The 26,069-nt window shown below is 70.5% G+C and carries 30 protein-coding genes; 7 read left to right on the plus strand and 23 right to left on the minus strand.

What is annotated here, in order from left to right:
• Positions 1–7 precede the first annotated feature (7 nt).
• The 6 genes from A9977_RS26815 to A9977_RS26840 form a co-directional block, all read right to left on the minus strand.
• Positions 8–391, minus strand: a complete 384-nt coding sequence (locus tag A9977_RS26815; protein WP_183027833.1) for a response regulator — start codon at positions 389–391, stop codon at positions 8–10.
• A 153-nt stretch (positions 392–544) separates the two neighbouring features.
• The gene (locus tag A9977_RS26820; RefSeq protein WP_183027834.1) at positions 545–2,674 is read right to left on the minus strand and encodes an EAL domain-containing protein; all 2,130 of its coding nucleotides are present in this window, start codon (positions 2,672–2,674) and stop codon (positions 545–547) included.
• Positions 2,671–3,051, minus strand: a complete 381-nt coding sequence (locus tag A9977_RS26825; RefSeq protein WP_183027835.1) for a response regulator — start codon at positions 3,049–3,051, stop codon at positions 2,671–2,673. The genes A9977_RS26820 and A9977_RS26825 overlap by 4 nt, the downstream gene beginning before the upstream one ends.
• On the minus strand, positions 3,042–4,814 hold the full coding sequence (locus A9977_RS26830) for a PAS domain-containing hybrid sensor histidine kinase/response regulator (RefSeq protein ID WP_183027836.1): 1,773 nt from the start codon (positions 4,812–4,814) through the stop codon (positions 3,042–3,044). Before A9977_RS26830 ends, A9977_RS26825 begins: the two co-directional genes overlap by 10 nt.
• Positions 4,815–5,038: 224 nt before the next feature.
• Complete coding sequence (locus tag A9977_RS26835; protein ID WP_183027837.1) at positions 5,039–5,311, minus strand: hypothetical protein; 273 nt, start codon at positions 5,309–5,311, stop codon at positions 5,039–5,041.
• On the minus strand, positions 5,308–6,135 hold the full coding sequence (locus A9977_RS26840; protein WP_183027838.1) for an NAD-dependent protein deacetylase: 828 nt from the start codon (positions 6,133–6,135) through the stop codon (positions 5,308–5,310). Before A9977_RS26840 ends, A9977_RS26835 begins: the two co-directional genes overlap by 4 nt.
• A gap of 75 nt (positions 6,136–6,210) precedes the next feature.
• On the opposite strand from A9977_RS26840, the gene A9977_RS26845 reads away from it, so the two are divergent.
• The 3 genes from A9977_RS26845 (at position 6,211) to A9977_RS26855 (ending at position 8,804) form a co-directional block, all read left to right on the plus strand.
• The gene (locus A9977_RS26845) at positions 6,211–7,092 is read left to right on the plus strand and encodes an ABC transporter substrate-binding protein (RefSeq protein ID WP_183027839.1); all 882 of its coding nucleotides are present in this window, start codon (positions 6,211–6,213) and stop codon (positions 7,090–7,092) included.
• Between the two features lie 90 nt (positions 7,093–7,182).
• Positions 7,183–7,461, plus strand: coding sequence for a helix-turn-helix domain-containing protein (locus A9977_RS26850; RefSeq protein ID WP_183027840.1), 279 nt, complete (start codon positions 7,183–7,185; stop codon positions 7,459–7,461).
• 2 nt (positions 7,462–7,463) lie between these two features.
• The gene (locus tag A9977_RS26855; RefSeq protein ID WP_183027841.1) at positions 7,464–8,804 is read left to right on the plus strand and encodes a type II toxin-antitoxin system HipA family toxin; all 1,341 of its coding nucleotides are present in this window, start codon (positions 7,464–7,466) and stop codon (positions 8,802–8,804) included.
• 3 nt (positions 8,805–8,807) lie between these two features.
• Here A9977_RS26855 and A9977_RS26860 read toward each other — a convergent pair whose 3' ends face one another.
• The 5 genes from A9977_RS26860 to A9977_RS26880 form a co-directional block, all read right to left on the minus strand.
• Positions 8,808–9,263 (minus strand): hypothetical protein, encoded by a 456-nt coding sequence (locus tag A9977_RS26860; protein WP_183027842.1) that lies wholly within the window; start codon positions 9,261–9,263, stop codon positions 8,808–8,810.
• A 4-nt stretch (positions 9,264–9,267) separates the two neighbouring features.
• A complete protein-coding gene (locus A9977_RS26865; RefSeq protein WP_183027843.1) occupies positions 9,268–9,873 on the minus strand; it encodes a hypothetical protein in 606 nt (201 codons plus the stop codon).
• Positions 9,874–9,952: 79 nt separating this feature from the next.
• The gene (locus tag A9977_RS26870; protein ID WP_183027844.1) at positions 9,953–10,408 is read right to left on the minus strand and encodes a DUF4174 domain-containing protein; all 456 of its coding nucleotides are present in this window, start codon (positions 10,406–10,408) and stop codon (positions 9,953–9,955) included.
• Between the two features lie 96 nt (positions 10,409–10,504).
• Complete coding sequence (locus A9977_RS26875; protein WP_183027845.1) at positions 10,505–11,410, minus strand: NAD(P)/FAD-dependent oxidoreductase; 906 nt, start codon at positions 11,408–11,410, stop codon at positions 10,505–10,507.
• Entirely contained in the window at positions 11,400–11,861 is a 462-nt protein-coding gene (locus A9977_RS26880) for an Rrf2 family transcriptional regulator (RefSeq protein WP_183027846.1), read from the minus strand. The genes A9977_RS26875 and A9977_RS26880 overlap by 11 nt, the downstream gene beginning before the upstream one ends.
• A 91-nt stretch (positions 11,862–11,952) precedes the next feature.
• On the opposite strand from A9977_RS26880, the gene A9977_RS26885 reads away from it, so the two are divergent.
• A complete protein-coding gene (locus A9977_RS26885) occupies positions 11,953–12,753 on the plus strand; it encodes a nucleotidyltransferase domain-containing protein (protein ID WP_183027847.1) in 801 nt (266 codons plus the stop codon).
• Here the strand turns inward: A9977_RS26885 and A9977_RS26890 are convergent.
• Positions 12,745–13,806 (minus strand): Atu2307/SP_0267 family LLM class monooxygenase, encoded by a 1,062-nt coding sequence (locus A9977_RS26890; RefSeq protein ID WP_220812096.1) that lies wholly within the window; start codon positions 13,804–13,806, stop codon positions 12,745–12,747. The two genes, A9977_RS26885 and A9977_RS26890, sit on opposite strands and share 9 nt — an antisense overlap.
• 7 nt (positions 13,807–13,813) lie before the next feature.
• Positions 13,814–14,218 carry a DoxX family protein gene (locus A9977_RS26895; protein WP_183027848.1) on the minus strand — a complete coding sequence of 135 codons (405 nt, stop codon included), beginning with the start codon at positions 14,216–14,218 and terminating at the stop codon, positions 13,814–13,816.
• A gap of 292 nt (positions 14,219–14,510) precedes the next feature.
• On the opposite strand from A9977_RS26895, the gene A9977_RS26900 reads away from it, so the two are divergent.
• Positions 14,511–15,425 (plus strand): LysR family transcriptional regulator, encoded by a 915-nt coding sequence (locus A9977_RS26900; RefSeq protein WP_183027849.1) that lies wholly within the window; start codon positions 14,511–14,513, stop codon positions 15,423–15,425.
• A gap of 14 nt (positions 15,426–15,439) precedes the next feature.
• Here A9977_RS26900 and A9977_RS26905 read toward each other — a convergent pair whose 3' ends face one another.
• Positions 15,440–16,474 (minus strand): YeiH family protein, encoded by a 1,035-nt coding sequence (locus A9977_RS26905; RefSeq protein ID WP_220812122.1) that lies wholly within the window; start codon positions 16,472–16,474, stop codon positions 15,440–15,442.
• Between the two features lie 192 nt (positions 16,475–16,666).
• Between A9977_RS26905 and A9977_RS26910 the strand changes: the two genes are divergently transcribed.
• The gene (locus tag A9977_RS26910) at positions 16,667–17,563 is read left to right on the plus strand and encodes a LysR family transcriptional regulator (protein ID WP_183027851.1); all 897 of its coding nucleotides are present in this window, start codon (positions 16,667–16,669) and stop codon (positions 17,561–17,563) included.
• 3 nt (positions 17,564–17,566) lie between these two features.
• Here the strand turns inward: A9977_RS26910 and A9977_RS26915 are convergent, their stop codons facing one another.
• From A9977_RS26915 to A9977_RS26940, 6 genes are all read right to left on the minus strand, one after another.
• Entirely contained in the window at positions 17,567–17,803 is a 237-nt protein-coding gene (locus tag A9977_RS26915) for a 4-oxalocrotonate tautomerase family protein (protein ID WP_183027852.1), read from the minus strand.
• A gap of 9 nt (positions 17,804–17,812) precedes the next feature.
• Positions 17,813–18,523, minus strand: a complete 711-nt coding sequence (locus A9977_RS26920) for an SDR family NAD(P)-dependent oxidoreductase (protein WP_183027853.1) — start codon at positions 18,521–18,523, stop codon at positions 17,813–17,815.
• Between the two features lie 139 nt (positions 18,524–18,662).
• The gene (locus tag A9977_RS26925) at positions 18,663–19,598 is read right to left on the minus strand and encodes a LysR family transcriptional regulator (RefSeq protein WP_183027854.1); all 936 of its coding nucleotides are present in this window, start codon (positions 19,596–19,598) and stop codon (positions 18,663–18,665) included.
• A 22-nt stretch (positions 19,599–19,620) separates the two neighbouring features.
• The gene (locus A9977_RS26930; RefSeq protein WP_310936199.1) at positions 19,621–20,634 is read right to left on the minus strand and encodes a D-cysteine desulfhydrase family protein; all 1,014 of its coding nucleotides are present in this window, start codon (positions 20,632–20,634) and stop codon (positions 19,621–19,623) included.
• Between the two features lie 63 nt (positions 20,635–20,697).
• Positions 20,698–21,861, minus strand: a complete 1,164-nt coding sequence (locus tag A9977_RS26935; protein ID WP_183027856.1) for a YbfB/YjiJ family MFS transporter — start codon at positions 21,859–21,861, stop codon at positions 20,698–20,700.
• 10 nt (positions 21,862–21,871) lie between these two features.
• A complete protein-coding gene (locus A9977_RS26940; RefSeq protein ID WP_183027857.1) occupies positions 21,872–22,756 on the minus strand; it encodes a LysR family transcriptional regulator in 885 nt (294 codons plus the stop codon).
• An 88-nt stretch (positions 22,757–22,844) separates the two neighbouring features.
• Between A9977_RS26940 and A9977_RS26945 the strand changes: the two genes are divergently transcribed.
• Positions 22,845–23,906 carry a nitronate monooxygenase family protein gene (locus A9977_RS26945; protein WP_183027858.1) on the plus strand — a complete coding sequence of 354 codons (1,062 nt, stop codon included), beginning with the start codon at positions 22,845–22,847 and terminating at the stop codon, positions 23,904–23,906.
• A 19-nt stretch (positions 23,907–23,925) separates the two neighbouring features.
• Here A9977_RS26945 and A9977_RS26950 read toward each other — a convergent pair whose 3' ends face one another.
• From A9977_RS26950 to A9977_RS26960, 3 genes are read right to left on the minus strand one after another with little or no spacing between them, the layout of a single operon-like run.
• Positions 23,926–24,204 carry a DUF3325 domain-containing protein gene (locus A9977_RS26950; protein ID WP_259652174.1) on the minus strand — a complete coding sequence of 93 codons (279 nt, stop codon included), beginning with the start codon at positions 24,202–24,204 and terminating at the stop codon, positions 23,926–23,928.
• The gene (locus A9977_RS26955; RefSeq protein ID WP_183027860.1) at positions 24,204–25,748 is read right to left on the minus strand and encodes a PepSY domain-containing protein; all 1,545 of its coding nucleotides are present in this window, start codon (positions 25,746–25,748) and stop codon (positions 24,204–24,206) included. Before A9977_RS26955 ends, A9977_RS26950 begins: the two co-directional genes overlap by 1 nt.
• 34 nt (positions 25,749–25,782) lie before the next feature.
• Positions 25,783–26,067, minus strand: coding sequence for a DUF3649 domain-containing protein (locus tag A9977_RS26960; RefSeq protein WP_310936200.1), 285 nt, complete (start codon positions 26,065–26,067; stop codon positions 25,783–25,785).
• Positions 26,068–26,069 lie beyond the last annotated feature (2 nt).

The following is a 26,069-nucleotide window of genomic DNA, read 5'->3' on the forward strand; positions in this document are numbered from 1 at the left end:
TCGCGGCTCACACTTCGCTCAACAGGGCGGCGCGCTTCCTGGCCAGCAAGGCGTCGATCGTCGCGTACAGATCGGGGTAGCGCATCGGCTTGACGATGCAGGCGTCGCAGCCAGCCGCCTCGGTGTGCTCCTGTTCGCTGATCGGCGCCAGCGCGATCACCGGGATGCCGGCCGCGGCCGGCGTCCGCTTGAGCAGCGCGGTCGCCGTCAACCCGTGGAGGCCCGGCATCTGCACGTCCATGAGGATCAGGTCGGGCTGCTCGGCGCAGGCCAGGCTCAGGCCCCGCTCGACGTCCGCGGCACGCAACGTGGCATGGCCCGCGTTGTGCAGCAGCAGCGAGGCCAGCTTCATGGTCGCCGGGTTGTCTTCGATGATCAGGACGAGGGCCAAAAGAATGTTCCGCCGACTCGGTGCAGAAGCGGACTGGGAAATGCGTGGTGAAGCGGGCAAGGGACGCCGGAGATCGGCGCCCGACACCCGAACGTTAACATGAGGGAAACACTCTAGGCGTCGCGGGGCGGCCACACCGCCGTGGTGTGGCGCTCACGCCACCACCCCTTGTTCGATGTGGCGGCCGTCCTGCAGCAGGGCCTCCAGCGCCGCCAGCGGCAGCGGCCGGCTGAAGTAGTAGCCCTGCACCTGGTCACAGCCGTGCTGGCGCAGGAAAGCCAGTTGCGCCGCCGTCTCCACGCCTTCGGCGATGACCTCGAGCTTGAGGCTGTGGGCCAGGCCGATGATGGCCAGCGTGATTGCGGCATCGTCGGGCCGCGTCGTGATGTCGCGGATGAAGTCGATGTCGATCTTGAGCTTGTCGACCGGAAAACGCCGCAGGTAGGCCAGGCTGGAGTAGCCGGTGCCGAAGTCGTCGACCGAGATCTGCAGGCCGCGCCGGCGCAGGCCCTGCAGCACCGCCACCGTGTGCGCGGTGTTCGCCATCAGCGAGCTCTCGGTGAGTTCCAGTTCGAGCAGATGGGCCGGCACGCCGTTGGTCTCCAGCAGGCCGGCGATCGTCGCCTCCAGGTCGCCCTCGATGAACTGGCGCTGGGCGATGTTCACTGCCACCTGCAGGTCGCCGACCGGGGAGTTGCGCCACAGCCGGATCTGGCGGCACACGGCGGCGATGACCCAGGCACCAGCGCGCACGATCAGGCCGCAATCCTCGAGCACCGGCACGAATTCCGCCGGCGAGACCACGCCGTGACCGGGCCGGTTCCAGCGCAGCAGCGCCTCGACGCCCACGACGCGCCCGCTGGCGACCTCCACCTTGGGCTGGTAGTGCAGCGCGAACTCCTCGTGGTCGAGCGCATGGCGCAGGGCCATCTCGAGCTCCAGCCGCGTCAGCGCATCGGCATTCATCTGCGGCGTGAAGAAGCGGCTGGTGTTGCGACCGCTCTGCTTGGCCTGGTACATCGCGGTGTCGGCGTACTGCATCAGCTGCTCGGCGTTGGGCGCGTCGTCCGGATAGATGCTGATGCCGACGCTGGCGCTCGACACCACGCTGCGCCCGCCCAGCACGAAGGGCTCGCGCAAGGCCTCGTACAGCGCATGCGCCACGGCCACCGCGCCGGCCTGCGGATCGTCGCGCACCAGGATCACCGCGAACTCGTCGCCGCCCAGGCGCCCGACCGCGTCGCGCAACTGCAGGCAGCCCCAGAGCCGGTCGCTGAACTGCACCAGCAGCTGGTCGCCGACCGGGTGGCCCAGGGTGTCGTTGACCTTCTTGAAGTGGTCCAGGTCGATGAACAGCACGGCCACCTGCCCCCGCCCGTCGGACGCCTGTGCGATGGCCTTGCGCAGCACCTCGTAGAACAGGGCCCGGTTGGGCAGTCCGGTGAGCGAGTCGTAGTGCGCCATCTGGTGCAGCCGGCGCTCGGCCTTCCTGCGTTCGGTGATGTCGCGCGCCACCGCCACCACCACCCAGCTGTCGCCGAAGCGGTGCGCGGTCCGCGTCACCTCGACCGGCACCATCACGCCGTCCTTGCGGCGCAGCAGGATGTCGGCCAGCCGGTGCTGCGCGTGGCCGGCGATGACGTCTTCCACGATGGCGCGCACGGCGCCGGGCTCGTCGTCGCCGAGGTCGGCCGGGCCGCGCCGCAGCAGCTCTTCGCGGCTGTAGCCGGTCAGGGTGCAGGCGGTGGCGTTGAGCTCCACGAAGCGCAGCGTGTCGCGGTCGATCAGGAAGATGCCGTCGGCGGTGGCGTCCATCGCGGTGCGGAAGCGCTGCAGGTCGGCGGTGCGCGTGCGCACCTCCTGCTCGAGGATGACGCCATGGTTGCGCTGGAAGTCGCTCAGGGCCTTCAGGCGCAGCAGGTTGCGCACCCGCAGCCACAGCTCGGCGCGGTCCACGGGCAGGCTGAGCACGTCCTCGGCGCCGGCCTCGAGGCTGCTCAGGCGCGACTGGCGGTCGACCAGGGCCGTCACCATGATGATCGGGATGCTGGAGGTGGCGGGATTGGCCTTCAGCAGGCGCGCCATGGCGTGGCCGTCCATGTCCGGCATCCGCACGTCGAGCAGGATCAGGTCGGGTGCCTCGAGCGCGATGCGCGCCAGCCCTTCACGGCCGCTGGCCGCGCTCCAGGTGGTGTAGCCCTCGGGCGTCAGCAGGGCCTCGAGGAGCCGGCGGTTGGCCAGCTGGTCGTCGACGATGAGGATGGTGGCTGCGCGGGGCGTCATGACGGCGCCGCCTTGCGGGCCAGCAGCGCGTCGATGGCCGCATACAGCGCGAGGTAGTGCAGCGGCTTGGCAATGTAGGCATCGCAGCCGGCCGCCTCGGTCTTCTGCCGGTCGTTCTTCATCGCCATCGCGGTCAGCGCGATCACGGGAATGGCGGCGGTCGCGGGCGCCTGCTTGAGCAGCGCGGTGGCGGTGAGCCCGTCCATGCCGGGCAGTTGCACGTCCATCAGGATCAGGTCGGGTTTCCCGGTGCGCGCCAGCGTCAGCCCGCTCTCGGCGTCCAGGGCGCTCAAGGTGGTGTGGCCGGCGTGGTGCAGCAGCAGGCAGACCAGCTTCATGTTGGCCGCGTTGTCTTCCACGATCAGGATCAGGGCCAAGCGGGCGCTCCCTGGGGCTCGGCCGCCGCGGCCTCCTGCCCATCGTCCCCGGCGGCCGCCGGCAGCGCCGGATCGAACAGCGGCAGCCAGACCGCGAAACAGGCGCCCTCCCCCTCGGCGCTGGCCACGGCCACCGTGCCGCCCTGCAGTTCGGCCAGCTGCCTGACCATCGCCAGGCCCAGCCCGGTGCCGGCGAAACGGCGCGCGAGGCTGCTGTCGATCTGGCTGAAGGCCTCGAACAGCCGCGTCATGTCGAAGGCCGACAGGCCGATGCCGGTGTCGGTGACGCGGATCTCGAGGAAGGCGTCGTGCGCGCTGGGCGCCAGCGCGAAGCCATGGGCCGGCCACTCGCCGGGCAACGTCCCGACCCCTGCGCGCGGCACGCGCCGGGCCTGCAGCGTGACCCGGCCGCCGTCTCCGCTGAACTTCACCGCGTTCGACAGCAGGTTGTAGACGATCTGCTTGGTCTTGCGCGCATCGAGCTGCGCGCTGCCCAGCGCCTCTTCGGCGTCGAGCGCAAGTTCGACATGCTGCGCGGCGGCCTTGTCCTTGACGATCGACAGGCTGTCCTTGAACAGCCGGCCCAGGTCGACGGCTTCGCGCTCCAGCGTCATCATGCCGGCCTCGACCTTGCTCAGGTCCAGGATGTCGTTGATCAGGGACAGCAGGTGCAGCCCGCTGGCGAAGATGTCGCCGATGTAGCCGGTCTGGGTGTCGCTCATCGGGCCCATCAGGCCGTCTTTGAGCGCCTCGGAGAAACCGATGATCGCGTTGAGCGGCGTGCGCAACTCGTGCGACATCGTCGCCAGGAACTCCGACTTCATCCGGTTCGCGTGCTCGAGCTCCAGGTTCTTCTCTTCCAGCGCGCGCTCGATGCGGCGCCGGTCGGTCACGTCGCGTGCCGCGGCGATCACGCCCTGCAGCTGGCGGTCGCGGTTGTGGAAGGTGGCGGCGTTGTACGAGACCACGGTCTCGACACCGCTGACGGCGCGCACCGTGAGCTCGTAGTCGCTGACCCGGTGCTCGGTCAGCACGCGGCCGATCGCGGCGTCGGCGCGGTCGGGGTCGGTGAAGAAGTTGCGGCATGGTGCACCGATGAGCTCGTCGCGCGTGCGGCCGGTCAGTGCGATCATCTGCTGGTTGACGTCGGAGATGATGCCCTGCGGGTCGGTCATCATCAGCGCGTCGATGTTCGATTCGATCAGCGAGCGGGTGTAGAACTGCTGGTCGCGCAGGCGCTGGTCGAGCAGCGACTTGGCGGCCTCGACCTGTTTGCCCACCGTGTTGTCGGTGCCGATCAGCAGGTAGCCGATGATCGCCTCCTGCGGGTTGCGCAGCGCCGTCACCGAGACGATGGCCGGGAAGCGGCTGCCGTCCTTGCGGATGTAGCTCAGCTCGTAGATGTCCTCGATGCCGCGCGAGGCCTTGAACACCAGCGCCTCGAAGCCCGGCGTGATGGCGGTGCCCAGTTCCAGGCTCAGGGCCTCGGCGCGCGCGATCACCTCCTGCGGATCGGAGATGTCGGCCGGCGTGATGGTGTCGACCACCTCGGCCGCCGTGTAGCCCAGCATGCGCTCGGCCCCCACGTTGAAGATCTGGATCACGCCGCTGGCGTCGGTGGCGATGCTGGAGAAGTTCGCGCTGTTGAAGATCGCGTCCTGCAGCGCACCGGCCTTGAGCAGCAGGGCCGCGGCCTGCCGGCGGACTTCGACCGGATCGTCGGAGGGCTTCGGCGCGGCGCCGAGGGGATCAATCGCTTCCACGGAGCGCCGCGGTTCTTCCGCCGGCGCGAAGGCGCGCCCACGGTGCACGCAGGCGGTGCAGTTCAGAGGCGCAAGGGTGCTTCATGGGGGTTCGTCCTCCAGCGAGGAACTGAGGCGGACACGGGGAGGATGTGCATTCACGCACGCCGGCGCCCACGGCAGCCGGATCGACCCACATTAACACGTTGAAACAGAAAACGCGTCAGCCGGCGCCGCGTGATGCCTCAGGACCCGGCCGACTGCGCCGCCGCCACGCGCTGTGCGATCCACTCGGCGAACTGCCGTTCGGCCTGCAGCCGGAACTCGTTGCGGGCGCGGTTGCAGGCCGCATGCGAGAGCCGCCGGTGCGACTGCTTGCGCACGCTGCCCAGCGTGGCGTCGTTGAGGTGCTCGATGGTGGCCGATTCGGGCCGGCCCGCGGGCGGCTCGAAATCCATCGGCAGCCCGCACCAGTGGCACTGGGGGCCGAAGGTCGCGCGCAGGGCTTTCACGCTCATGAGTTCAACGCCTCTGCCAACGTTTCGAGCGTCTCCCCCACCGGCCGCTCGACCTTGAGCGCCAGCAGTTCGTCGGCGCGCGTGCGCCCCAGGTTGACCGCCGCCACCGGCTTGCCCGCGGCCACCGCGGCCTGCACGAAGCGGAAGCCCGAATAGACCATCAGCGAGGAGCCGGCCACCAGCACCGCGTCGGCTTCGGCCAGGGCGGCGAAGGCCGCGCTCACGCGTTCGCGCGGCACGCTCTCGCCGAAGAACACCACGTCGGGCTTGAGCATGCCGCCGCAGTGCGTGCAGGCCGGCACGTCGAAGGACGAGAAATCCAGCCCGTCGAGGTCGGCATCGCCGTCGGGCGCGGCGCGCGCCTCGAGCACGGCCCAGGGCGGGTTGCGTTCGCGCAGGGCCTGCTGAAGTTCGGCGCGCGTGCTGCGCGTGTCGCAGGCCATGCAGCGCACGGTGTCGATGCGGCCGTGCAGGTCGATGGTGCGGCGGCTGCCCGCCGCCTCGTGCAGGCCGTCGACGTTCTGCGTGAGCAGCAGGCCGACGCGCCCGGCCGCCTCGAGCTTGGCCAGCGCCCGGTGCGCCGCGCCCGGGCGGGCCCGCGCCATGGTCGGCCAGCCCACCAGGCTGCGCGCCCAGTAGCGGCGGCGCGTGGCGTCTTCACCGGTGAAGGCCTGGAAGGTGACCGGCGACGGCCGCTTCCAGTCGCCGTTGGCGTCGCGGTAGTCGGGAATGCCGGATTCGGTGCTGCAGCCCGCGCCCGTGAGCACGAACAGGCGGCGGTGGCGGGTGGCGAAATCGGCGAGCGCGGAGGTGGCGGCATCCATGCGTCGAGCATAAGCCGCGCCCCCGCGGCGCGCTGGCGCGGGGTTGCTCGCGCGAATCTGAGACAGTTGGGGCCCATGCGCCGTTTCGCCGTCACTGCCCTCCTCCTGTTCTTCCTCGCGTCTGCCGGCCTGGCGCAGGCGGTCGCGCTGAGCGTGGTCGACGACCGCGGCCACACGCTGACGCTGCCGCGCCCGCCGCAGCGCATCGTCTCGCTGGTGCCCTCGCTCACCGAAACCGTCTGTGCGCTGGGCGCCTGCGACCGGCTGGTGGGCGTGGACCGGCACGCCAACTGGCCGGCCTCGGTCCGGCAGTTGCCGCAGGTCGGCGGCATGGACGACGCCAACCTCGAGCGCATCGTCGCGCTGCGGCCCGACGTGGTGCTGCTGCGCCCGCGCAGCCGCGTGCTCAACCAGCTCGAGGCGCTGGGCGTGAAGGTGGTGGCTTTCGACGCCCGCACGCACGCCGACATGCGCCGCGTGATGGAGAACGTGGCGAAACTCACCGGCCATCCCGGCGCGGGCGAAGCGGCCTGGCGCCGCATCGAGGCCCGGCTCGACGCGGCCCGCGCCCGCGTGCCCGCGGGCTGGCAGGGCCGGCGCGTCTACTTCGAAGTGCATGGCGTCTCCGCCGCCGGCGAGGCCTCGTTCATCGGCGAGACCCTGACCCGGCTCGGGCTGGCGAACATCGTGCCAGCCGCGATGGGCCCGTTCCCGCGCCTCAGCCCTGAGTTCGTGGTGCGGGCCAACCCCGACCTGCTGCTGGCGCCGGCCAGCGCCGACCTGAACGCGATGGCCGCGCGGCCGGGCTGGGCCGGCATGAGCGCGATACGACGCGGTCGCAGCTGCAGTTTTCCGCCCGCGCGCTTCGACGTCATGATGCGCGCCGGGCCGCGGCTCGACGAGGCGGCGGATGCGGTGGTGGAATGCCTGCAGACGCTGGGCAGCGCCCAGCCCTGAAAGAGCATCGTTTTTACCCACCTGACCGCTAAATCACTTTTTACCCACGACATCGGTAAAATGTGATCGACCCACTCCACCGATCGACCCATGCGGCAAGTGCTCTCGGTTCATTCGCAGTTCGGCGTGCTGCTCAAGGCGGCCCGCAAGCGTGCCGGCATTTCGCAAGCGAAATTGGCCGAGCGTATCGGCATCAGCCAGAGCCGCATGTCCCACATGGAGCTCCATCCGGAAACGGTCAACCTGGAACAGCTGCTGGCCATTTTCAGCGTACTGGATCTCGAACTGCTGGTCGGAAGAAAACATCCAGCGGATCCGTCCACGGCCGACGGGTCGAGCGCCAGCGAATCGCCAACCTCGGAATGGTGAGCATGGCACGCCCGTCCCGAACGCCTGCACTTTCCATCTGGTCCAACGGAGAACGCGTGGGCATCTGGCGCATGCCCGAGCGTGGCGCCGACGAGTTGCGCTACGACGATGCATGGATCGGATCGCCAGCGGGGCGCCCGCTCTCGTTGTCCTTGCCGCTGGTCGGTGGCTTCGTCCACAAGGGCCCCGTCGTCCAGAACTATTTCGACAACCTGCTGCCCGACAGCCAGCCCCTGCGCGAACGCATCGCCAGCCGCTTCGGAACGCGAACGACCGGCGCCTTCGACCTGCTGCAGGCCATCGGGCGCGATTGCGTGGGTGCGATCCAGCTGCTGGGCGAGCACGACACGCCGATGCCGGTCGATCGCATCGATGGCCAGGCGATGAACGAGGCCGACGTGGAAAAACTGCTGCTGCAGACCGTCGATCCCGGCCGCTTCGCTGCCTCGTCCCCACCTGAAGACGCGCTGCGCATCTCTTTGGCCGGCGCTCAGGAAAAGACCGCGCTCCTGTGGCACGAAGGCCAATGGGTGCGACCGCAGGGCTCGACGCCGACCACGCACATCCTGAAATTGCCGCTGGGCCTGGTCGGTCACCGCAAGGCCGACTTCAGCACGTCCGTGGAGAACGAGTGGCTGTGCCTGACCGTCCTGCAGGAGTACGGCATCCCGGTGCCCCGCACCGCCATCCTCCGTTTCGGCGCGCAGAAGGTGCTGGCGGTCGAGCGCTTCGACCGCCGCCTGCACTCCTCCGGCAACTGGTGGATGCGCCTGCCGCAGGAGGACTTTTGCCAGGCCCTGGGCAAGCCGTCGCACCTGAAATACGAAGCCCAGGGTGGGCCCGGCGTGGTCGACCTGGCGAACGTGCTGCGGGGCTCGGTCGATGCTCGGCAAGACCTGGGCACGCTCATCACCGCGCAACTGCTCTTCTGGATGCTCGGTGCGCCCGACGGGCATGCGAAGAACTTCAGCATCGCGTGGCTGCCCATGGGCCGCTACAGGCTGGCACCGCTGTACGACGTAATGTCGATCTGGCCTGTCGAAGGCAATGGACCGAACCAGTTCTCCAGGCATGAGGCCACGCTGGCCATGGCCCTGCTCGGCAAACGCAAGCACTACCAGTTCAAGACCGTCCAGCGTCGCCACTTCAATGTCACGGCGCAGAAGTGCCACCATGGACCAGACGCTGAAGACATCATTCAAAGCGTCCTTTCGGCAACGCCGGGCGTGATCGACCGGGTCGCCGCACGCCTCCCGGCACACTTTCCTCCCGCGGTATCGGGCAGGATCCTGGACGGGCTGGCGCGGTCCGCCAGAACCCTGGACGCGATGCCCTCTTTCTAGGGCTCAGCCCTGCCGGAACTGCTTGCGCAGCATCGCCTTGTGGCGCCCGATGTGCGCCAGCTGCGCCTCGGCCACGGTGCCGCCCAGGTCCTCGCCGTCGCCGTTGAGCACCGCGTTGGCATGGGCCATGGCGCGCGCCACCACCTCTTCCTCGCTCACGCCCTGCTGCGCGGCCAGGTCGAGCGCCACGCGCTTCATCGCGCGCTGCGACAGCATCCACATGGCGCCGAAGGCATCCCAGGCGGCCGCCGCTTCCTTGAAATGATCGCGGTCGGCCAGGATCTCGTTGAGCGGCTTGGCCAGCAGTTCGTTGACGGCGTCGAGCTGCTCGCGCATCGCCTCGTGGCGTGCCGTGGCCTCGCGCAGCGCCTCGGCCGCGGCGGCGCCGTCGGCCACGGGGGCGGCGAAAGTGCCGTCGGCGTTGGCCGTCGGGACATGGAGCTTGTCGGACAACGCCATGGTTTCAAACCCCCGTGAGTGCGCGATAAGCCTCGCGCGTGGCCGGCGAGACCGAGGCCAGCGCCATCGCGTGCGAGGTCTGGTGGCGAACCTGCAGCCGGGCCGAAGCCACGGCGCGCGACCGGCAGAACCAGTGGCAGGTGTGCTGCATCAGGAACAGCTCGGCCGACAGCATGAAGGCCTTGTCGCGGGGCGACTGCCGCGCCGTGTTGGCGGCGGCGGCCGCGATGCCGCGCGCGTGCACCAGGAACACCTGCCGCACGTCGAAGGTCGCGCCGGGCAGCAGCCGGTCGGCGAAGGGCAAGGCGATCGGCAGCTTGCTCACCCGGGTCTGCGCGGCGTCGACCTTGGCGAAGCCCGCGGCGAACTTGTCGAACTGCGAACTCAGCGCCAGCTCGCTCTGCGCGAGCAAGGCCCAGATCTGCTCGCGCCGCGACTCGTCCTTCTCGCCGAGGCAGCGCAGGTAGCCGTCGGTGAGCGTCTCCATGAGCTTCTCGATCTGGTACTGGCCGAGGTGGCTGCCGAGCAGGCGGATGCGACGGGTCTGGTCCCGGGTCTTGAGCACGTAGGTGCCGATGGCGACCAGGACCACCAGGGTGAGGAATTCCATGAAATACGGTGAGAAACGTTCGTTGTGGCGAGCTTCGAGTGTAGTGAGGCGTGAGGGCTTCGGCCGGGCCGGCGAACCCCTATCGCCGCATCGGCATGCGGTCGATCTCGGCGAAGACCGCGTTCAGGTCCACGTCGGCGCCCTCGGTCATCTTGACGCCGCCGTCCTTGCCCACCAGCACGAAGGTCGGCGGGCCCGCGGCGTCGAGCTTCAACGCACCGAGCAGTGCGCGGGTCTGCCGTGCGTTCAGTGGCGTCTCGTTGCGCTGCCCTTTGCCGGCCACCACCGTGTAGAGCACCATCTCGCGTTCGATGAAGGCCTCGCGGGCCGCCGTCTGCCGCAGCGTGGACCGGACGCGCTCGAGCATCGCATCGTCCGGTCGCGGCACGACGACGACCACCGGCCGCGTCTTCCAGCGCTCGGCCACGAGCGGGTTGTCGTCGGAAGCGCCCTGCGCGTGCGGCAGTGCGAACGCCAGCGCCGCGAGGGCCGGCAGCAGGACGGCAAGCCGGCGCGAGACGAAGGGGATGGGCATGGCGGATCTCCGGTGAAGGCGCGGTCCCGCCACGCTAGCCGACGCATCGGCCCGCGCGTGCCGGACAACACCCCCATCGACGCGGGATGCCGCGCCTCAGAGCCCGTGGATCAGCGCCTGGTGCAGCGAAACGCCGGCGACCAGGCCGTCGGCCGAAGCCAGCGTGGCGTTCTGCGGGACCTGGCCCGCATCGCCGGCCGCGTAGACACCCGGCACGGTCGTCAGCTTCGAGGTATCGGTGCGGATCACCGGGCCCAGCATGCCCTCGTCGAAAGCGCAGCCCAACTGCTCGGCCAGCGGACTGGCCATGCGCGTGCGGGTGGCGATGAACAGCGCATCGACCGGCACCACGCGCCCGTCGGCCAGCCGCACGCCCGTCAGGTGCGGCGCCTCGCCCGCCACACCGACCACGCGCGCCGGCTCGAGCGTGACGCCGCGCCCGAGCAGCTTGGCACGCGTCGCGTCGTCCAGTTCGCCGTCATGCCCGTCGAGGAAGAAGGTGGTCGGGCCCCAGTCGGGGATCAGCATCGCCTGGTGCACCGACAGCGGCGAGGCGTACAGCACACCCAGCGGCCCGCCGCCGACCTCGTAGCCGTGGCAATAGGGACAGTGCAGCACGCTGCGGCCCCAGCGCTCGCGCAGGCCGTCCAGCGCCGGCAGGGTGTCGGCGATGCCGAAGGCGAGCAGCAGCTTCTTCGCCGACAGTCGGGCGCCGTCATCGAGCGTGACCGTGAAGCCCCCCGCTGCGTCGGCGGCGGCACCCGCGGCGCGGCCTTGCACGAAATGCACGTTGGGATAGGCCAGCAGCTTGGCGCGGGCCTGCGCCATCAGTTCGAGCGGCGGCACGCCATCGAGCCCGAAGAAGCCGTGCGCGGCCGCGGCGAAGCGGTTGCGCGGCTCGCCCGCATCGACCACGCAGACCGCGCGGCGTGCGCGCGCCAGCTGCATCGCCGCCGACAGACCGGCAAAACTGCCACCGATGACCAGCGCGTCATGACGCATGAGAAATGTCCTTTGCAGAAAAATGGCCGGCCAGCATCCGGCGATGGAAATCCTTCGACAGCGCGGCCAGCGTGACCTGGCCCAGGCGCGCGAGCAGCACCGCCTCGGCCGCCTGGCAGGCGTCGTCGAGCGCGGCGTTCACCGCCTGCTCGACGATGCAGCCCGGGCTTTCGGTGCGGTTGCCCAGGGCCAGCAGCGAGGGCGCGCCCAGCGCCGCATGGATGTCGGCCAGCGTCACCTCCGACAGCGGGCAGGAGATGACCCAGCCGCCGCCATGCCCCTTGGCCGAACTCACGAAGCCGGCCTGGCGCAGGCCCGCCATCACGCGGCGCACCACCACCGGATTGGTGTTCATCGCCACGGCCAGCGCCTCGGACGTGGTGGGCGTGTCGCTCTCGGCCATGTGCAGCAGCACGTGCAGCACGCCGGATAATTTGCTGTCTCGTTTCATGCAACATTATTTGTTTCATGAGTTGAAGAACGCAACGCGGCGCCGCCTTGCCCCTGCGGCGGATGGGGAGACTGCCGCGCACAATGGCCCGATGGCGAAACCTCTTCCTGACGGCGTCGATGCCGAGGGCTTCATCCTGACCGTGCCGGACCGCCCGCTTCAACCGGAGTTCCGAAGCGTGGTCGAGGACCTTGTCACGACGCTGTCCGGCCGCTGCGCCGCGCTGGACGGCCTCTACCTCTACGGCAGCGTTGCGCACGGCCGCGCCCGGCCCGGCCTGTCGGACCTGGACCTGAGCCTCGTGCTTCGCGAGCCCCCCAGCGCGGACGACAGCGCGCTTCTCGAAGACCTGCGGCACGCGCTGCAGGCGCGGCACCCCGAGGTCTCGAAGATCGATTTCGACCTCGGCACGCGGGCCGAGGTGCTCGCACCGAAGAGCCGTCCGAGTTGGGGCTACTGGCTCCGGCACGAATGCCGGTGGCTCTGGGGCGAGGACCTCTCGGCGCGGTTCGAGCGCCTGCGGCCGTCGCGTGCCATCGCGCTGGCCGTGAACGGCGACTTCGAAGCGGCGCTGGCCGCCTATGCGCGCCGCATCGGCGACGCCGACGAACTCGTGCAATCACGGCGCCTGCAACGCGAGGCCGCGCGCAAGCTGATCCGGTCGACCAGCGTGCTGCGCACCGAGCAGGACCGCGACTGGCCGCAAACGCTCGAGGCGCATGCGGCCCTTCTGCTGCGGCACCATCCGTCGATGGCGCAGCCGATGCGCTTCTTCCTCGACCAGGCAGGCGAACCCACCGCGCCCGCCGACGCCTTCGTCGAGCGCTTGAACGACTTCGTCGGCTGGATGTCGCGCGCGGCGACAGCGACCGTCGGCGACGCTTCAGGCTAGGCCCGACGTCGCTCGCCGCACCAGCGGCGCCACCTCGGTGCCCAGCAGCTCGATCGAGCGCGTCATGGCCTCGTGCGCCAGCGAGGCCGAGCTCATCTGGAAGGTGATGCGCGAGACGCCGCCGAGCACCGCGCTGGCCGCGAGCATCTTGCCGGCCACGCTCTGCGGATCGCCGATCAGGAAGGCGCCGCCGGGTCCGCACTGGGCGTCGAACTGCGCGCGCGTCGCCGGCGGCCAGCCGCGCTCGCGGCCGATCTCGGTGAACATGTGCTGCCAGCCCGGGAAGAAGGCGTCCCTGGCCTCTTCGCCGGTGGCGCCGACGAAGCCGATCGCGTGCACGCCGACCCGGAGCTGGCCGGGACCATGCCCGGCGCGCCGGCCGGCTTCGCGGTAGAGATCGACCAAGGGCCGGAAGCGGCGGAACTCGCCGCCGATGATCGCCACCATCAGCGGCAGGCCCAGCGTGCCGGCCCGCGCGAAGGATTGCGGCGTGCCGCCCACGCCCAGCCAGACCGGCAGCACCGGCTGGTGAGGACGCGGGTAGATGCCCTGCCCGGTGAGCGCGGGCCGGTAGCGCCCGGACCAGTGCACGTGGGGCGTCTCGCGCAGCTTCAGCAGCAGTTCGAGCTTCTCGGCAAAGAGCGCGTCGTAGTCCTCGCGCTGGAGCCCGAACAGCGGGTAGGCCTCGTTGAACGAGCCGCGTCCCACCACGAGCTCCGCGCGCCCCTGGGCGATCAGGTCGAGCGTCGCGAATTCCTGGAACACCCGCACCGGGTCGGCCGCGCTCAGCACGGTCACGGCGCTGGTCAGGCGGATGCTGTGCGTGCGCGCCGCGGCGGCCGCCAGGAGGATGGCCGGCGCCGAGTCCAGGAACTCCGGCCGGTGGTGCTCGCCGATCCCGAACACGTCGAGCCCGACCCGGTCGGCCACCGCCACCTCCTCCAGCAGGTGGGCGAGCCGTTCGGTCGGCGACAGCGTCCGGCCGGTGGCCGGGTCCGGCAGGATCGCCGCGAAGCTGTCGATGCCGATCTCCAGGGTGTGGGCGGATGTCATGCGCAGCTCATGCCGTCCGCAGGCGAAGCCGGCGCGCGTCCAGGCTCAGTGCGGTGGCGCCGAAGGCCACGAGCTGCAGCAGGCCACCGACGATCATGATGTTCTTCACGAAGTGGATGAACTGGTTCTGATCGGCCAGGTGCGAATGGAAGAACAGCGCAGCGGCCAGCGTGAACAGTGCCAGCACCGCGGCGACCGCGCGGGTCCGGAAGCCGACCAGCAGCAGCAGGCCGCCGCCGAGCTCCACCAGCACCGCCAGCACATAGCCCAGCAGCGGCAGCGGCAGGCCGACCGAGGCGATGTAGCCCTGGGTGGCGGCGGGCGCGCCGAGCTTGCCGATGCCGCTGAGGATGAAGATGACGGCGATCAGGATGCGGCCGACTGCGGCGACCGTGTTGGCGTTATTTGGCATGGGATTGTTTCGATGGGGAAAAGGAGGCACGGCTCAGGCCGTGGCCGGTGAAAGGCTTTGGGGCAGGCAGGTGGGGAGCGGAAGGAGGGTCATGGAAGCGGGTCCGGAAAAAAGTTGATCGACAGGGATGGCGTAGTTTTCCAAGCCTGGAGCCCTCTGAACAGCCGCGATTTTTCGATGCGATCCATCGGCATGGCCGATGGGTGCGACGGACGGCCGCCTCGGCAGGAACACGGTCCAGCCGCTATATTTCGCCCCCCGGCTCGTTGCGAGCCGACCGACTGGAGATGCAGTGCTCGACGGTGTTTCGCTGGATCAACTCCGGACCTTCATCGCCTCGGTCGACGAAGGCAGCTTCTCGGCCGCGGCACGCAAGGTACGCCGCGCGCAATCGGTGGTCAGCGATCTGGTCAGCGGCCTCGAGGCGCAGATCGGCGTGGCGCTGTTCGACCGCTCGGGCCGCTACCCCAAGCTGACGCCCGCCGGCGTGGTGCTGCTGGCCGATGCCCGCGGCATCGTCTCGGGCGTCGACTTCATGAAGGCGCGCGCCAAGGGCATGGCTTCGGGCCTGGAGCCCGAGTTGTCGGTGGTGGTCGACGTGTTCTTCCCGATCGAGGCCATCACCGAAGCCGCGAAGGCCTTTCGCGAGCACTTCCCTGGCACGCCGCTGCGGCTGTTCGTCGAGGCGCTGGGGGGCGCCTACCAGCCGGTGCTGAACGGAAGCGCGAGCATCGGCATCGTCGGCTCGCTGCCGATCATGCCGGCCTCGCTGAGCGGCGAACGCCTGAACGGCATCGCCTTCGGCATGGTGGCGGCGCGGGACCATCCGCTGGCGCAGTTCCAGGGCACGGTCTCGAAGTGGGAACTCGCCAGGCATGTGCAACTCGTGCTCACCGACCGGTCCGAGCTCTCGGCCGGCCGCGAGTTCGGCGTGATGTCGCCCTCGACCTGGCGTTTGGCCGACCTGTTCGCCAAGCACGCCTTCCTGCTGAATGGCCTCGGCTGGGGCGGCATGCCGCTGCACACGGTGCAGCGCGACATTGCCGAAGGCCGGCTGGTGGAACTGTCGATCGAGGACGTGCCGCCCGGCGGGCTGATCCTGCCCATGTCCGCGGTCTACCCGACCGCCGCGCCACCGGGCCCCGCCGGCCGCTGGCTGATCGAGCGCCTCAAGCGCTGCCCGACGCAGCAGGCCGCGCCGGCCTGAGCCATGCCATCGGTTCAGGGCCGCGCCAGCAGCGCGCCCATCCCCAGGTTGATCGCCAGCCCGCCGCCCACCAGCCAGGCGAACAGCACGGCCGCCAGCGCCAGCGGCCTGAAGCCGGCCTTGCGGATGGCCGAGACGTGCGTGGTCAGGCCCAGGCCGGCCATGGCCATTGCGAGCAGCACCGTGTCGACCGCGATCGCATGCGTGACCACGGCCGCGGGCAGCAGCGCGAGCGAGTGCAGCCCCACGACCGCGACGAAGCCCAGCGCGAACCAGGGCACCACGATCCGTCCCCGGCCCGGATCCGCGCCGCCGGCGTTCTTCGCGTCGGCGCGCGACAGCCAGGCCGAGAGCAGGATCAGGAAGGGCGCCAGCATCATCACGCGCACCATCTTCGCGATCACCGCCGTGTCGGCCGCCTGCTCGCCGACCGCGCGGCCCGCCGCCACCACCTGCGCCACCTCGTGGATGGTCGAGCCCGCGAACACGCCATAGGCCGTGGGCGACAGGCCGACCAAGCCGTATTGCGCATCGAGCCGGTACAGCGCCGGGTAGAGGAAGATCGCCAGCGTGCCGAACACCACCACCGTGGCCACGGCCACCATCACCTGCTCGGCCCGGCCCCGCACCACGGGCGCAGCCGCCATCACCGCCGCGGCGCCGCAGATCGAGCTGCCGGCGCCGATCAGCATCGCCGTCTGGCGGTCGAGGCCGAACACCCGCGTGCCGAGGAAGCAGGCCAGGCCGAAGGTGCTGCACAGCACCGCGGCGTCGATGGCCACGCCGGTCCAGCCGACGGCGCCGATGTCCTGGAAGGTCAGGCGCAGGCCGTAGAGCACGATGCCCAGGCGCAGCAGGTTGGCCTTGGAAAAACCGACGCCCGCGCCGGCCGTGGCCGCCATGCGCGGATAGACCGTGTTGCCGATCCCCATGCCCAGCACGATCGCCAGCGTGAGCGGGCTGATGCCGTGGGCCTGCAGCCAGCCGAACTCGCCCAGGTGGATGGCCGCGAACGCGATCGCGCCGGTCAACAGCAGGCCCGGGCCCATGCGGCGCAGGTAGGAAGGTGCCACGACCGGGCCTTCGTTCGGCAGCGTCGTGGCATGGGTGGCGGGGTGCAATTCGGTTCTCCGGCCACCGCTTGCGGATGGCATGAGCGAACTTTGGCGCCTGGCGATCTATCCGGCAAACAGATAGTTCAGCTATAACGTACCCATGAAACCGGTAATAAGGACGACCCCATGCGGCTGACGCTGCGCCAGCTGCTGATCTTCACCGCCGTGGCCGACACCGGCAGCACCACCGCGGCCGGCCTGCGGGTCGCGCTGTCGCAGTCGGCCACCAGCGGCGCGCTCAACGAGCTCGAACACCTGCTCGGCGCGCAGTTGTTCGACCGCATCGGCAAGCGCCTGCTGCTCAACGACAACGGCCGCGCGCTGCTGCCCCAGGCCCGCGCGGTGCTCGACGGCGCGCAGGAGATCGAAGACCAGTTCGGCCAGGCCACGGCCGGCGTGGCGACGCGCCTGCGCATCGGCGCCAGCACCACCATCGGCAACTACCTCCTGCCTTCGCTGGTGGCCGGCTACCTCAAGGCCTGGCCCGGCACCGCGATCGACGTGGTGATCGGCAACACGCGCGAGGTGGCGGCCGCGGTGACACGGCTCGAGGTCGACCTGGGCCTGATCGAAGGCCCCTGCCACGAGAGCGAGCTGCGCGTCGTGCCCTGGCTGGAAGACGAGTTGGTGATCGTGGCCTCGCCCTCGCATGCGCTGGCGGCAGGCGATGCACAGGCGCGCGTGCCGCTCAAGGCGCTGCGGCAGGCGCGCTGGCTGCTGCGCGAGGAAGGCTCGGGCACGCGCGAGGCGGTCGAGCAGGCGCTGCTGCCGCACCTGCACCACCTGCAGGTCGACCTGCAGCCCGGCAGCACCGAGGCCATCAAGCAGGCCGCGGCCGAAGGGCTGGGCCTGGCCTGCCTCTCGCTGTGCGCGGTGCGGGACCTGGTGACGCTGGGCCGGCTGGTGGTGCTGCACACCACGCTGCCGCGGCTCACGCGGCGCTTCTACCGGGTGCATCACCAGCAGAAGCGCTTCTCGGCCAACCTGCAGCGCTTCGTGGCGCATTGCGAGCAGGCGCCGTAGGCCTCAACCGGGCGGCCTGGCCTGCCGCCGCCGGTACTCGGCCACGGGCAGCCCGCCCACGCCCCAGTTGTCGAGTTCGACTTCCTCGACCACGACGAAGGTCGCGTCGAGCGGCTTGTGCAGCACGTCCAGCAGCAGCTGGCTCACGCCCGCGATGAGCCGGGCCTTCTCTTCGGCCGTGACGCGGTCGCGATCGGGCGTGCTGCCCTCGCGCGTGACCTGGATGGTGACGAATGGCATGGCGCGAGCTCAGTGCCCGGCGCTCTGGCCGCCGTCCACGTGCAGGATCTCGCCGGTCGCGAAACCGGCCGACTCGAGGAACAGCACGCCGTCCACGATGTCCTGGATCTCGCCCATGCGCTTGACCGGATGCAGGCCGGCCAGGAAGTCGTGCGTGGCCGGCGCATGCATCGGCGTCTTGATGATGCCGGGCGAGACCGCGTTCACGCGGATGCCCCGGGCCGCGTACTCGATCGCGAGTGCCTTGGTGGCCGAGTTGATGCCGCCCTTGGTGAGGTTGGCCAGCACCGTCGGCACGCCCGCGACCGCGTGGTCGACCAGGCTGGTCGTGATGCTCACGATGTGGCCCGAGCCCTGCTTGAGCATCTCGGCCGCGGCGCGCTGCGTGATGTGGAAGAAGCCGGCCACGTTGGTCGCGATGTTGGCCTGGAAATCCTCGGCCGTGAACTCGACAAAAGGCTTGGCAGTGAAGATGCCGGCGTTGTTGACCAGCGTGTCGATGCGGCCGAAGCGCGCGATGGCTTCGCGCACGACGCGCTCGGCGGTCGCCGCCTCGCCGATGTCGCCGGCCACCGCGACCACGTCGCTGTCCGCGCCCTGCCGGATCGAGCGCGAGGTGGCGACCACGCGGTAGTTGCGGTCGCGGTAAGCCTTCACCAGCGCCGCGCCGATGCCTTGGGATGCGCCCGTGATGATGGCGACTTTCTGTTCGATGCCCATGATGTCCTCGAAGGTGTCTTCCGGCTGGCGTGATTGCCGCCGGCGGCCCGTGGGGACCGTCCGGAAATTCTGGGCGCCGGGCCTCGCCGCGAGAAGCGTCGACGTGCGACGAGGAGCTTTGCAGAAAGGGGAAGAATGCCTAAGCACCAACCGCGCCGGCATCGGCCGAGAGCCGCGCGAACTCGGCCCTCAAACGCGGCGCAGCGAAGTCGACGAAGGCCCGCACCTTCGGCACCGAGAGCCGGCCCTGCGGCACGATCAGGTGCACCGGCATGGCCGCGGCTTCGGCCTCGCGCAGCAGGATCTGCAGCGAGCCGTCGCGCACGCGCTCGGCCACGTGGTAGGCGTAGAGCCGCGTCACGCCATGGCCCGCGACCGCCGACGCGAGCGCGGCCCGCACGCTGTTGACCACCAGCCGCGGCTTGAAATGCACCGTGCGCGGCACAGCGCTGCCGGCCAGCGGCGGGAAGATCCAGCTGTCGTGGCCGAAGTGCGTGGTGGTCACGATGCGGTGCTTGAGCAGGTCGGCGGGTTCGTCGATGCGCGGGTGCGCGGCCAGGTAGCGCGGCGCCGCGACCACCACCCGCTTGACGTCGCCGCCGACCCGCAGCGCCACCAGCGAGGAATCGGGCAGCTCGCCCACGCGCAGCGCGACGTCGATGCCCTCCTCCACCAAATTGACCGGCCGGTCGAGCAGCACCAGGTTCACCGACACGCCGGGGAAGGCATCGAGGTAGGCATCGACGATGGGCTGCAGGATCTGCTCGCCGCTGATGGGCGGCGCGCTCAGCGTCAGCGTGCCGCGCGGCGCGGCGCGCTCGCCGGCCGCGTTCAGGTCGGCCTCCTCGAGCTCGCCCAGGATCCGGCGGCAGGCGAAGGCATAGCGCTCGCCCGCCTCGCTGAGCTTGAGCGCGCGCGTCGTGCGGTGCAGCAGCTCGGTGCCCACATGGTGCTCGAGGAAGGCGATGGCGCGGCTGACCGCCGCGGGCGAACGACCCAGACGCCGGCCCGCGGCCGACAGGCTGCCCGCGTCCAGCGCCGCGACGAAGACCTTCATCGCGTCGATACGGTCCATGCGCGGCCTCCGGGTCGTTGCTTCAGAACGCGCGCCGGTAGGCGAACAGGCCCGGCAGGCCGCCGGTCATGAGGAACAGCAGCTTGGCGCCCTTGGCGAACTTGCCGGCCCGCACGTCCTGCAGCAGGCCGGCGAAGGCCTTGCCGCCGTAGACCGGGTCCAGCAGCAGGCCTTCGAGCGAGGCCATGGTGCGCACGGCTTCGCGCATGCCGTCGGTGGGCAGGCCGTAGCCCTGGCCGATCTGGCCGTCGACGAGCACGATGGCGTCGGCCGGCACCTTGCGGCCGGGCTGCAGGCACTCGAGCGTCTGCTGCGCCAGGCCCCAGGTCAGGCCATGGGCCTTCTCGGCCGGCGACAGCACCGTGTACGCCTGCACCACCCGCGGGTCCCGGCCCATCGCGAGTAGCCCGGCCACCAGGCCGGCCTGCGTGCCGCCGCTGCCGTTGGGCAGCACGATGCGGTCGAAGCGCGTGGCCATGGCTTCGGCCTGCGACAGGATCTCCGCCGCGGCATTCGCATAGCCCAGGCAGCCGACCGCCGAGGAACCGCCGAAGGGCGCCACATAGACCGTGCGGCCCGCGGCACGCAGCGAGGCCGAGCGGTGCTGGAGGAAGGGCATGGCCGCGGCCGGGTCGGCCACATCGTGCACCGTCGCGCCCAGCAGGCCGTCGAGCAGCACGTTGCCGTTGTGCAGGAAATCCTCGTCGTCGCGCGGCACCGAGCGCGTCAGCACCAGCTCGCACACCAGGCCCGCCTTCGCGGCCGCCGCGGCGGTGAGGCGCGCATGGTTCGACTGCCGCGCCCCGACGGTCAGGAGGGTGTCGGCGCCCGCGGCCTGCGCCTCGGCGATCAGGAACTCGAGCTTGCGCAGCTTGTTGCCGCCGCCGCCCAGGCCCGTCAGGTCGTCGCGCTTGACGAAGAGCTCCACCCCGCCGAGCTGCCGGCTGATGCGCGGCAGGTGCTGGATCGGTGTGGGGCCCTCGAGCAGGCGATGGCGGGCGAAGCGGCTCAGGTCGAGCGGGGGTGCGGTGGACACGGCAGTCTCCTCGGAAGAGATCTTGAAGGGCCTCATGTTAAGAGCACGCCGCCACCCCTGCGCTCAAAGCCCCGCGCTCAGCGCGGCCGCCACGCCCAGCGCCCCGCCCGCCACCAGCAGCGAGCCGGTGAAGGACTGGGTCGACGCGAGGATCGCATTGGCCACCAGCGGGCCGACGATCTGGCCCACGCCGTAGACCGCGGTCATCACGGCCATCATGTTGAAGCGCACCGCATGGGCCACGCGGCGCGCGGCCGGCATCGCGATGGTCACGGTGCCGACGAAGGTGCCGCCGACCAGGAAGGCGCTCAGCAAATAGGCCGCGGCGCTGTGGCTGAACACCGGCAGCACCACGCCGATGCCCTGGACCGCCATGTTCAGCCCCAGGCTGCGGCGCGTGCCCAGGCGCAGCCGCATCCAGTGCCAGAAGAAGCAGGAGGGCACGGCGCCGAAGCCGAACACGGCCCAGACCTGGATCGGGTCCACCGGCCCCAGTGCGCCCTTGATGAACAGCGGCAGGTAGGTCGCGGTCACGATGTAGCCGAAGCCGGCCAGGCCATAGATGGCAATCAGCCGCATCGCCTGCGCACGCGGCGTGCCGGCGCCGGCCGCGCGCTCGTCGGGCCGCGCATCGGCGGCCTGCGCCGGGTCGGGCGGCAGGCCCAGGGCCGGCGATGCGGCCAGGGCCAGCACCAGGCTCGCGGCCGCGAGCACCATCCACAGCGCCGGGCTCGCGAGGCCCGCGCGGTGGCCGAGCGCGATCAGCTCCGCCGAGAGCACGATGCCCACGCCGACGCCCGCATAGAGGATCGGCGCGCCGTGCCCGTGCCCCATGTGCTGCAGCAGCCACAGCGAAGCCGCGACCATCGACACCGCGCTGCAGACGCCCGCCAGCCCGCGCACCGCGATGATCGCCGCGGCCGAATGCAGCAGGCCGAGCAGCGCCATGCACAGGAGGCTGCCCACCGTCGCCCAGACGCACAGGTTGCGCGCCTGTGCGGGCTTCGCCTGGCTGATGAGCAGCGCCCCCAGCAAGTAGCCCGCATAGTTGGCCGAGGCCGCCAGCGTGCCGCCGTGCACGGTGAGCAGACCGTCGCTCACCATCGCCGGATACAGGCCGGTGAAGGCGAAACGGCCGAAGCCCATGCCGATCGCGAGGACCAGCGAGGCGGCCAGCGCGGGGCCGAGCGCCGGGCGTGCGGTGATGCTTGTCGATGCGGTCGTCATGGCCCGGCACCTATCTGGAGGTGGCGCCGACCCGCCCGCGCAGCGCCTCGAAGGCCGGCGTCTCGTAGCCCTGGCGCCAGACCAGCACCGTGTCGATCAAGGTGATCGGCAGCTCGCGCATGCCCTTGGGCTTGCCCATCAGTTCGATCACGCTGCGCGGCATCAGGCTCACGCACTCGCCCGAAGCCACGCAGGCCAGCATGCCGTGGTAGGAGCCCATCTCCTGCACATCGAGCGGCGCCACCGCCGGCCCCCGGGCCAGGATGCGTTCGGTGATCAGCCGGTAGGTGCAGCCGTTCGGGAACGCCGCCACCGAGCGGATCGCCACTTCGTCGACCTGCTGCACGGGCGCATGCCCCGGGGGCAGCAGCAGCACCAGCTCCTCCTGGAACACCGGCACCGACGCCAGGCCCAGCGCCGCCAGGTCGATCGCCGCATCGCCCTCGGCCACCGGGGGCAGCGCGACGAAGGCGCAGTCCAGGCTGCGCCCGTGCACCGCCGCGACCAGCTGGCGCGAGGGGCCGGTGGACAGGCGCAGACGCACCTGCGGGAACTGGCGGTGGTAGGACGCCAGCGGCTCGGGCAGGCGGCTCGCCGCCGTGCTCTCCATCGAACCGATGCGCAGCACGCCCGTGGGCTCCGCGGGATGCAGCACCTGGCGCGCCTCCTCGGCCAGCGCCAGCATGGCCTTGGCGTAGTGCAGGAAGCGCTCGCCCTGGGGCGACAGCGCCATGCGCTTGTTGTCGCGCAGGAACAGCGCCACGCCCAGTTCTTCCTCGAGCTGCTGCACCCGCGTCGTCACGTTGGACTGGACCCGGCCCAGGCGCTGGGCGGCCCGGGTCACGCTCAGTTCCTCGGCCACCGCACAAAAGATCTCCAACGTCGCGTGTTCCACATCGTTCCTTGAAAGAGATGTATAAAATCAACTTGTTCTCTTATAGAGATCATACAACCCCGCTTCATCTCATTCAAGGACCCTCCACATGCCAGCCTCGAACGCGCTCGCGCGACTCCACGTACCGCTCCCCATCGTGCAGGCGCCCATGGCCGTGGCCTCGACGCCCGAGATGGCGGCCGCCGCCTCGAACGCCGGCGCCCTGGGCTCGCTGGCCCTGGGCGCCAGCACGCCCGCGCAGGCCCGGGCCCTGATCACCGCCACGCGCGCGCTCACCGACAAGCCCTTCAACGTCAACTTCTTCTGCCACCGGCCCGCCGTCGCCGACCCGGCGCGCGAAGCGGCCTGGCTCGCGCTGCTGCGCCCGCGCTTCGAGGAGTTCGGCGCCACGCCGCCGGCCGGCCTGAAGGAGATCTACAAGAGCTTCACGGTCGACCACGAGATGCTGGACATGCTGCTGACCGAGCGCCCCGCCGTCGTGAGCTTCCATTTCGGCCTGCCGCCGCAGGCATGGATCGAGGCGCTGCACGACGCGGGCATCGTGCTGGCCGCCTGCGCCACCTCGCTGGAGGAAGCCGCGCAGATCGAGGCCGCGGGCATCGACTGGATCGTCGCGCAGGGCTACGAGGCCGGCGGCCATCGCGGCGTGTTCGATCCCGAACAGGGCGACCCGCAGATCGGCACCTTCGCACTGGTGCGCGCGATTGCGCACAGTTCAAGGCTGCCCGTGATCGCGACCGGCGGCATCATGGACGGCCAGGGCATCGCCGCCGCGCTGCAGCTCGGCGCCTCGGCCGTGCAGCTGGGCACGGCCTTCCTGCTGTGCCCGGAGTCGGCGGCCAACGCGAGCTACCGCGCGGCCCTGAAGTCGGCGCCTCGCACGGCCGTGACCGCCACGATCTCGGGCCGCGCCGCGCGCGGCATTCCCAACCGCCTCTACCTGGACGGCGACGCGCAGGCCCTGGCCACGCTGCCCGACTACCCAATCGCCTACGACGCCGCGAAGTCGCTGACGGCCGCGGCCGCCGCCAAGGGCAACAGCGACTTCGCCGCGCAGTGGGCGGGGCAAGGGGTGTCGATGATCCGCGAACTGCCGGTGGCGGAACTGATCGCGGTGCTGGTGGAGGAATGGCGGGCGGCGGGCCGCTGAAAAAACGCGGCCTTGAAGGCTACGGTTTCCGCCTGCGCGCAGGCCGGGCCAGCACGCCGATGACCATCAGCGCCGACGGGGTCAGCCAGCCCAGCCACAGCAGCACGCCCCGCGCGGCGCCGCTGTCGGCCAGGGCGCAGGCCAGCGAAGAAGCGATCGCGGCGATGCCGAGCCCACGCAGCATCGGCCGTGCGAGGCCGCCACGCCATCGGCGCGGCAGCTGCTCATGGTGCCGGTCCATGGCCAGCGCCAGTGCGCCAAGACCGGGCAGCAGCAGGGCCGGCACCAGCCACGCCATCAACACGTCGCGGCCCTCGCCTGTCGTCGTCGCAGGGTCCAGGCGACGCAGGCAAACGCGATGCCGGCGGCCAGCGCGGCCAGGTCGAAGCCGGCCATCACCACGTCGTGATCGGCCAGTGACGGCAGAAGGCCGCGCGAGGTGGTCAGGGCATTGAGCACAGGCAGCAGGACGAAGACAAAGGCGGCGAGAAGTGCCTGCTTCCTCCACGCGCACCGCGGCGGGCGCAGCGCGGCCCACAGGAACATCAGCAGCCAGACGCCGAACAGCGTGTGCACCTCCCATTCGGCGCGGTGGGCCATGTCGACGGGCAGCAGCCGGTTGGCCCAGAAATAGGCGCCGATGGCCACCGGCAGTCCGATGACCACGGCGACGTTGAGCCGCTCCACCAGGCGCAAGCCGAAGTGCGCGGCCCCGCGATGCCGTTCGATGCGCTGCCGGCGCTTGACGGACCACAGCACCAGCCCTGTCGCGATCATCACCGCGCCCAGCAGGCCCGACAGCACATAGAGCGCGCGCAGCACCGGCGCCGCGAAGATGCCTTCGTGCAGGCCCAGCATCAGGTCGCGGAAAGCCTTGGGACCGGATTGCCAGGCCTCGCGCTCCATCAGCCGTTCACCGCTCACGCCGTCGTACACCAGGATGTCGGTGGCGCGCAGCGGGCCGGCCGCAAAGTCGCCGACGACGTGGATGCGGGCATGGGCATCGTTGGGGTTCTCGAAGCCCAGCGTGGCGACCGGCTTGCCGCCCCATCGCGCCTGCGCGTCGTGCAGCACCCGCTCCAGCGGCACGAGCGGCGCAGGCTGGCCGGCGCTGCGGCTGGGGGCCAGCGGCGGGAACACCTCGTTCAGGAAGGCTTCCTGCCTGGCTTCGCCCGGCCCGTACCACGGCGTCACGACCCACGGCATGAACGAGAACATCAGGAAGACCAGGCCCGAGTAGGTGATCATCAGCTGGAAGGGCAAGGTCAGGACGCTCGCCACGTTGTGCGCGTCGAGCCACGAACGTTGCCCCTTGCCGGGCCGGAAGGTGAAGAAGTCCGCGAAGATCTTCTTGTGCACCACGATGCCGGTGACCAGCGCGACCAGCATCGCCAGCGTGGCGAGGCCCACGATCCACTCGCTGGCCAGCGCCGGCAGGTAGTGCAGCCGCCAATGCATCTGGTAGAGCGTCTGGCCGCCAGCCGTGTCGCGCGTCGCGATGCGCTGGCCGGTATCGGGGTCGAGGTAGGCCGTGCCGGAGGCACCGTGCGCCGCCTGCCAGGACACGCGCAGATAGGGCTCGTTGCGATCGATCGGCAAGGTGATGTTCCAGCGCCGCGCTTGGGCCGCATGGTCCTGCAGATAGCGCTGCGCCTGCAGGATCGCCGGGGCCTGCGACGACGCATGCCGGGCGACCGGCAGCTCGGGCCGCATCCAGCGATCGATCTCGGTGTCAAGGTAGCCGAGGGTGCCGGTGACGAAGATGAAGTACAGCACCCAGCCGAACAGCAGGCCCAGCCAGGTGTGCAGCCAGGCCATGGACTGGCGGAATTGTTCCTTCATCGTCGCTCCGCCCTCGCGCCCATGGAGCCACGCATCACAGCAGCGCCCATGCGACCAACGCACTCAGCAAGCTCGGCAGCGCGAGTCCAAGCCATGCCCCACGCGCGCTGCGGGCCGCAAAGGCCCACATCACGGCGCCGGCATAGACCACGAAGCTCAACTGCATCGCGACCAGCACGGCATCGACACGCGCCATGGCCCCGAAGCCGGAGGCGACGAGTGCCACGATGGCCGTGGACAGGCTGGTGGCGAGCGCATAGCCGCCGACCGCGGCGGCCACGCAGCGCGAGAAAACGCTCCAGCGCGCAGGGCTCAGCACCG

Source organism: Variovorax sp. UMC13 (assembly GCF_014170375.1).
Classification (GTDB): Bacteria; Pseudomonadota; Gammaproteobacteria; order Burkholderiales; family Burkholderiaceae_C; genus Variovorax.